This is a genomic window from Streptomyces sp. JJ36 (assembly GCF_021696945.1).
Classification (GTDB): Bacteria; Actinomycetota; Actinomycetes; order Streptomycetales; family Streptomycetaceae; genus Streptomyces.
The window spans coordinates 1-5,122 of sequence record NZ_JACYHE010000138.1 but is presented as its reverse complement, the minus strand read 5'-3'; the positions used below and the strand labels follow the sequence as shown (position 1 = coordinate 5,122).

Sequence of the window (5,122 nt, the reverse complement as noted above, 5' to 3'; positions counted from 1 at the left end):
CCCCGCCACGCGAGGCGCAGCCTCGCAGACACGACGAAGGCGACGCGGCCCGCGCGTTCCGCGGGCACACGTCGCCTGTCGCCTTCGTGGAGATGGCGGGAATCGAACCCGCGTCCAACGGAGCAGAAGGAGGGCTTCTCCGAGCGCAGTCCGCTGCGATTTTCTCAGCCCCGGAGATCACGCGGACAAGTCTCCGACGGGCTCAGTCACTGTGAGATGTCCCGGTAGACCCCGTGACCAGGCCTACGCGGTGAGTCCCCTAGTCGATGCCGGACACCGGGGCGGGAACATCCCCGGGCCGACACTTCGCAGGTCGCTACTTAGGCAGCGAGGGCGAAGGAATCGCGCTTGGTGTTGGCGATTATTTTTTTGCGGCACATGGTTAACGAGATCATTGCCGCGTTCCTCGGCTCGCTTCCCCTGCTTCGACATCCGCTGTCGAAACCGATCATCCCCATGTTGAGTTGACAATCACCGCACCAGGCCCCTGAGCAGGCCCGTGAGCCCGGTGCTGTGCCCATCGTACGGGATCAACGCGTACGGGTGCCAGCCTATTCCCGCCCGCCCGGCACGTCCCGCAGGACGCGTCCGTCGGGGTGCCCGGCCCCGGCGCGGCAGCTCAGAGGGCCCGCTGCCGGCGCCGGGCCGCCGAGATGGCGCGCTCCGCCTCCCGGCGGTCCTGCTTCTCCCGGAGCGTCTGCCGCTTGTCGTACTCCTTCTTGCCCTTGGCGAGCGCCAGCTCCACCTTCGCCCGGCCGTTCTTGAAGTAGAGCGCGAGCGGCACCAGCGTGTGGCCCGTCTCCTGCGTCTTGCCGATCAGGCGCTCGATCTCGTACCGGTGCATCAGCAGCTTCCGCTTGCGCCGGGCGGAGTGGTTGGTCCACGTGCCCTGGGCGTACTCGGGGATGTGCACGTTGTGCAGCCACACCTCGCCGCCGTCCACCTGCCCGAAGCCGTCCACCAGCGAGGCGCGCCCCTGCCGCAGCGACTTGACCTCGGTGCCGGTGAGCACCAGGCCGCACTCGTAGGTGTCCAGGATCAGGTAGTCGTGCCGCGCCTTCTTGTTCTGCGCGACGAGCTGCCGCTCCGGGTTCTTGCCCTTGGCCTTGCCGGCGGCCTTGCCCTTGGTCTTCGCCATAACCAGGCCATTCTTCCACTACGACCCGGCTGCGAGGCCACTCAATACCGTCCCGGCCCGCGCCTCGGCCCGGTCCGCGGCCCGCACCCGGAGGTCGGGGGTGATGCCCGTGCCCTGCACGGCGTGCCCGGAGGGGGTGGTGTAGTGGCCGACGGTGAGCTCGGCGACCGAGCCGTCGGACATCCGGTGGGGCACCTGGACGGACCCCTTCCCGAAGGTGCGGGAGCCGACCACCACGGCCCGGCCCCGGTCCTGCAACGCGCCGGTCAGGAGCTCGGCGGCGCTCATGGTGCCGCCGTCGACCAGCACCACCAGGGGCGCCTCGGTGTCCCCGCCCTCGTCCGCGTAGAGCGCGCGCTGGGTGCCGTCGTGGTCGTACGTGGCGACCAGTCCGCCGTCCAGGAACGCCCCGGCGGCCTCGGTGGCCTCGCCGACCAGCCCGCCGGAGTTGCCGCGGAGGTCGAGCAGGAAGCCCGAGCCCTCCGGCGCCTCCTCGACCGCCTCCCGGACCCGGGCGCCGGAGTCCTCCGTGAAGCAGGTGACCTTGATGCGCGTGGTGCGCGGGGCCGTGCGGTCCACGGTGACGGTCTCGGCGGTCAGCCGCTCCCGGCGCAGGGTCTCGCGCCACTCGCGGCCGTCCCGGCGGACCGTCAGCTCCACGACGCTGCCCGGCTCGGCGGCGTCCGTGGGCGACTCGGCGGTGGCGCCGCGGAGCATGGCCACCACCTCGGTCACCGGTACTCCGCGGACCCGGGTGCCGTCCACGGCCCGGATGCGGTCGCCCGCCCGCAGCCCTGCGCGGTCCGCGGGGCTGCCGGGCTGCACCCGGGCGATGTCCACGGCGTGGCCGGGGCCGGGTACGCCGGCCTGTTCCACGGTGATCCCGGTCCCGGTGTACGCGCCGTCGAGGGACTGCTCCAGCCCCTCGTACTCCCGCGCGGTGTAGGCGGCGGACCAGCGGTCGCCGCTGCGGCTCACCAGGTCCTCGGCGTCCTCCTTGGCCTCCCTGGCCTCCTCGGCGACCGCACCGACCGGTACCCGGCGGGCCGACGCCTCACCGGCGGGCGGGGTGGAGTCGCCCTCCACCCCGCCCCAGGAGCCGGTGGCCGCGCCGGTCGCGAGTGCGCCCGCGAAGACCAGTGTCAGGGCCGTCCCGCGTCGCAACCGGCGGGGGTTCGCAGCGTCCTTCCACGTGCCCGACATGATGCGGAGTCTAGGCCAGATGCAAGGGCCTCAAGGGCAGTTGTGCGTACAGAACGCGCGTCGTGTGTCACACCTTGAGGTACTTGCGTAGAGCGAAGAAAGCTGCAATAGCGGGCATCAGCATGCCGACCGCCAGGATCAGGGGCAGCACCTTGGCGACCTCTTCCCAGCCGATGAAGTTGATGAGCAGGATCTTCTCCTGCAGCCAGTTGTCGATGAGGAAGTACTTCCCGCCCAGCAGCAGGACGCAGGCGAACGACGCGCCGATCAGCCCCGCGATCGCCGCCTCCAGGATGAACGGGAGCTGGATGTAGAAGCTCGAGGCACCCACCAGGCGCATGATCCCCGTTTCGCGCCGCCTGCTGAACGCGGAGACCCGTACGGTGTTCACGATCAGCAGCAGCGCCACGACGAGCATCAGCGCCATCACACAGAGTGCCGCCACGTTCATGCCGTTGAGCAGGTTGAAGAGGTTCTCCAGCAGGTTCCGTTGGTCCTGGACCTCCTGGACGCCCTGCCGGCCGGAGAACGCGGTGTTGATCACTTTGAACTTGGTCGGGTCCTTCAGCTTGACCCGGTAGGACTCCTGCATCTGGTCCGGGGTCAGCGAGTCGGCCAGCGGGGAGTCCTTGAACTGCTCCTTGTAGTGCTTGTACGCCTCGTCCGCCGACTCGTGGTAGACCTTCTCGACCACGTCGAGCTTGTCCAGGTCGGTCCTGATCTGCTGCTTCTGCTGCTCGGTGACGGCACCCCGGGAGCAGTTCGGGTCGGACTCGGCGTCGTTCTTGTTGCACAGGTAGATCGACACCTGGACCTTGTCGTACCAGTAGCCCTTCATCGTGCTGACCTGGTCGCGGGCGAGCAGCGAGCCGCCGAGCAGGGCCAGGGACAGGGCCACCGAGACGATCACCGCGAAGGTCATCGTGAGATTGCGGCGGAGACCGACGCTGATCTCCGACAGTACGAAGTGGGCGCGCATGGCGTCCTTTCCTGCGTTTCTCCTGGGGACGAGCTCAGTGCTGGTAGCCGTAGACGCCGCGCGACTGGTCACGCACGAGTCGGCCCTGCTCCAGCTCGATGACGCGCTTGCGCATCTGGTCGACGATCTGCTGGTCGTGGGTGGCCATGACCACCGTCGTCCCGGTGCGGTTGATCCGGTCCAGCAGCTTCATGATGCCGACGGACGTCTGCGGGTCGAGGTTGCCGGTGGGCTCGTCCGCGATCAGCAGCATGGGCCGGTTCACGAAGGCCCGCGCGATCGCCACCCGCTGCTGCTCACCCCCGGAGAGTTCGCCGGGCATCCGGTCGCCCTTGCCGCCGAGGCCGACGAGTTCCAGCACCTCGGGCACGGTCTTGCGGATCTGGCCGCGGGACTTGCCGATCACCTCCAGCGCGAAGGCGACGTTCTCGCCCACCGTCTTGTTCGGCAGCAGCCGGAAGTCCTGGAAGACGGTGCCGAGCTGGCGCCGCATGTGCGGCACCTTCCAGTTCGACAGCCGCGCGAGGTCCTTGCCCAGGACGTGCACACGGCCGTGGCTGGCGCGCTCCTCGCGGAGGATGAGCCGCAGGAAGGTGGACTTGCCGGAGCCGGAGGAGCCCACCAGGAAGACGAACTCGCCACGCTCGACCTCCAGCGACACGTCGCGGAGGGCGGGGCGGTTCTGCTTGGGGTAGGACTTGGAGACGTTGTCGAATCGGATCACGGTTTTTGCACCACGTCGGCCTGGGTAGGGGAGTGGAAGCCGCCGACCGGCTCCCCCTAGGTTGTGGTGACACTACGCGACGCGCTGCGCGCTGCGCAGTCGGCGTCCGGTACCCGGGGGTTTCTGCACGGTGCACATACCCGCATTTCCGGCAGGGCCCCGTGCCGGACGGCCCCCGAAGCACTCCTCTGCGTCCGGATGCGACACCTGGCACAGTGGAAAGTGGGACCGCCCCGGAACGGAAGGCCCGGCGACGGCGTTGGCGGACTGAGGAGGAGATCGCATGACATGCGACCGACTGGTGTGTGCCAACTGCGCGGGCCCGGTCAGCGAGGGCCGCTGCTCGGTGTGCCGCGCCCACCGCGCACGCCTGCACCAGGAGGGCGGGCCCTTCGCGACGCTGACCCCGGCGGCGATGATCGGCCTGCTGCTCACCCTGATCGCGGTGGCCGTGCTGGCACAGCGCGTAGCCACGGCATGACCCGCTGCCACCAGAGGTGACGTGAAGGTGGCCAGGCCTGGCCATCGGGGTCGAGGCCGGCCTGACAGCGTCAGACGGGGTCAGGCGGCGTCAGCCACAACCTGAACGGCCTGGCACGGGAAGACCGACGGCGAGGGGCCCGGACGCGGACGCGTCCGGGCCCCTGAGCCGTCACCGGCCACGGTCGTCGCCTCAGGCGGCGGCCGCACCGCCACGGTTGGTGAGGAGGCGCGGCATCACCCGGAAGCCGACGCCACCCGCGATCATGGTCGCGGCACCGACGACCAGGAAGGTCGTCTCGGCCGCACCGGTCTCGGCGAGCTCCTCCTGCGGCTGCTCCTGACCGACCGGCTGGCTGCCGCCGACCTCGGGCTCGGTGCCGCCGGCGCCGCCGCCGACGGTCGCCGGCTCCTCGCCGCCGCTGCCGCCGACGGTCGCCGGCTCTTCACCGCCGGTGCTGCCGCCGGTGGAGTCGGTGCCCTCGGAGGTGCCACCCTGGTCACCGCCCTCGGAGGTGCCACCCTGGTCGCCGCCCTCGGAGGTACCGCCCTGGTCACCGCCCTCGGAGGTGCCACCCTGGTCGCCACCCTCGGAGGT

The 5,122-nt window shown here is 70.2% G+C and carries 5 protein-coding genes, 1 other RNA gene and 1 pseudogene; 1 reads left to right on the top strand and 6 read right to left on the bottom strand.

Annotated elements, in window-relative coordinates:
- Positions 1–84: 84 nt before the first annotated feature.
- The 5 genes from ssrA to ftsE form a co-directional block, all read right to left on the bottom strand.
- Positions 85–456, bottom strand: a transfer-messenger RNA (tmRNA) gene (ssrA, locus tag HOY81_RS26640).
- Positions 457–619: 163 nt separating this feature from the next.
- The gene (gene smpB / locus HOY81_RS26635; protein WP_237323272.1) at positions 620–1,138 is read right to left on the bottom strand and encodes an SsrA-binding protein SmpB; all 519 of its coding nucleotides are present in this window, start codon (positions 1,136–1,138) and stop codon (positions 620–622) included.
- 18 nt (positions 1,139–1,156) lie between these two features.
- Complete coding sequence (locus HOY81_RS26630; protein ID WP_237323271.1) at positions 1,157–2,341, bottom strand: S41 family peptidase; 1,185 nt, start codon at positions 2,339–2,341, stop codon at positions 1,157–1,159.
- 67 nt (positions 2,342–2,408) lie between these two features.
- Complete coding sequence (gene ftsX, locus HOY81_RS26625; protein WP_237323270.1) at positions 2,409–3,320, bottom strand: permease-like cell division protein FtsX; 912 nt, start codon at positions 3,318–3,320, stop codon at positions 2,409–2,411.
- 34 nt (positions 3,321–3,354) lie between these two features.
- Complete coding sequence (gene ftsE / locus HOY81_RS26620) at positions 3,355–4,044, bottom strand: cell division ATP-binding protein FtsE (RefSeq protein ID WP_237323269.1); 690 nt, start codon at positions 4,042–4,044, stop codon at positions 3,355–3,357.
- A 283-nt stretch (positions 4,045–4,327) separates the two neighbouring features.
- Between ftsE and HOY81_RS26615 the strand changes: the two genes are divergently transcribed.
- Positions 4,328–4,525, top strand: a complete 198-nt coding sequence (locus HOY81_RS26615; RefSeq protein WP_237323268.1) for a hypothetical protein — start codon at positions 4,328–4,330, stop codon at positions 4,523–4,525.
- A 192-nt stretch (positions 4,526–4,717) separates the two neighbouring features.
- Here HOY81_RS26615 and HOY81_RS26610 read toward each other — a convergent pair.
- Positions 4,718–5,122 (bottom strand): annotated as a pseudogene (locus HOY81_RS26610) (collagen-like protein); the annotation flags it as partial.

Excerpts from the sequence above, each read along its gene's own strand:
- HOY81_RS26630 (WP_237323271.1), bottom strand. The coding sequence starts at position 2,341 with ATGTCGGGCACGTGGAAGGACGCTGCGAACCCCCGCCGGTTGCGACGC.
- ftsX (WP_237323270.1), bottom strand. The coding sequence starts at position 3,320 with ATGCGCGCCCACTTCGTACTGTCGGAGATCAGCGTCGGTCTCCGCCGC.
- HOY81_RS26615 (WP_237323268.1), top strand. The coding sequence starts at position 4,328 with ATGACATGCGACCGACTGGTGTGTGCCAACTGCGCGGGCCCGGTCAGC.
- smpB (WP_237323272.1), bottom strand. The coding sequence starts at position 1,138 with ATGGCGAAGACCAAGGGCAAGGCCGCCGGCAAGGCCAAGGGCAAGAAC.